Source organism: Streptomyces recifensis, from assembly GCF_002154615.1.
GTDB lineage: Bacteria > Actinomycetota > Actinomycetes > Streptomycetales > Streptomycetaceae > Streptomyces > Streptomyces griseoluteus.
On record NZ_MUNH01000473.1, the window covers coordinates 1 to 1,266 of the forward strand.

Genomic DNA, 1,266 nt, shown 5'->3' on the forward strand with positions numbered 1-1,266 from the left:
CCCGCAGCACCCGGCCGAGCGCGGCCGGCCCGTCCGCCGAACGCGGATCGCCGGGACGGCACAGCACCGGCACGGTCTGCGGCCCGAGCCCGCGCAGCGCCGCCGTGTCCGGCACGGGCCTGCGTACACCGTCGTCGCAGTCCAGCACCTCGGCGTGCGCCGGGCGGGGACGCAGCCGCCGCCAGCGGTCCCGGCGCTCGGCGTCCGGGTCCTCGTACGCCTCCCAGGCCGGGGTCTCGTCGGGGAGCTGGTCGCGGTCCGAGCAGCGGACCAGGACGGGGCGTTCGGCGCCGAGCGGGGGGCCGTCGAAGGTGAGACGCCAGTCGTCCACCGGCAGGCTGAGGTGCAGATGCGGCAGGGCGGCGTACAGGGTCGCGGGCCGGCCGGGCTCGTCGCAGTGCCGGAACGCCTCGGCGAGGGGGGCGGCCACGTGGTCGGCCAGGCCGTCCAGCGGGGCGCGTTCGCCCTCGTACAGCCGGGCCGGCTCCTGGTCGGGGCCACCGCCGACCGAGACCGACCAGTCGCAGTGGTCCGGCTCCCAGCCCCGGCGCAGCACCACCAGCAGTACGGAGGGCTCGGGCTGCGCGGTGAGCGGTGGGCGCACCGGCTCCCGTACCGCCGTGTCCCGGCCGCCGCCACCGAACGCGGCCTGCCCGTGGGCCACCTGGGCCCGGCCGAGCAGTTCGGTGCGCCGCCGGGCCAGGGTGTGCCGGTAACCGCTGTCGAGGCCGGCCGCCGTGTGCCGCACCCACTCCCACAGGGCGCGTTCGGCGGCGAGGGCACTGGGCGCGGGCGGCCGTTCGGCGGCGAGCACGCCCATCGCGTAGTCGAGCACCAGCTTCAGCGCGCCGTCCTGGCGGGCGTGTTCGTAGAGCAGCCCGAGCCCGTCCCGCCAGCCGCGCGGGGCGGGCACGAGCGAGGGAACGCGGAAGTCGGGCAGCGCGCGGAGTACGTCGAGCAGGCCCCGGGTGCTGACCGGCGGGGGCAGGTCGGCGAGCAGTCCGAGCAGCTCGCCTCGCTGCTGCGGGGTGAGGGTGCGGCCGGGGCGGGCGCCGAGTTCGCCCTGGATGTCGGCCCAGGTGGGGTCGGGCGAGTCGGCGCTCTGCTGGCGGTCGCGGTGGTAGCGGTCGTGGGCGTGGAAGACGGACTGGTAGACGTCCTCGCCGTCGGCGGGAAGCCGCAGCGTGCGCAGCCGCTCCACACCGATGGAGGTGCCGCCGCCCCCGTGGTCCGCGCGGGACTTGAGCACGCCGACGACCTCGCCGC

At 77.7% G+C, this 1,266-nt stretch carries 1 protein-coding gene; it reads right to left on the reverse strand.

The annotated features are described in order from the left end of the window. Positions 1–1,249, reverse strand: a 1,249-nt coding sequence (locus CCN33_RS23150; RefSeq protein ID WP_483027252.1) for a VMAP-C domain-containing protein, incomplete at its 3' end; no start/stop codon positions are given. Between the last annotated feature and the right edge of the window lie 17 nt (positions 1,250–1,266).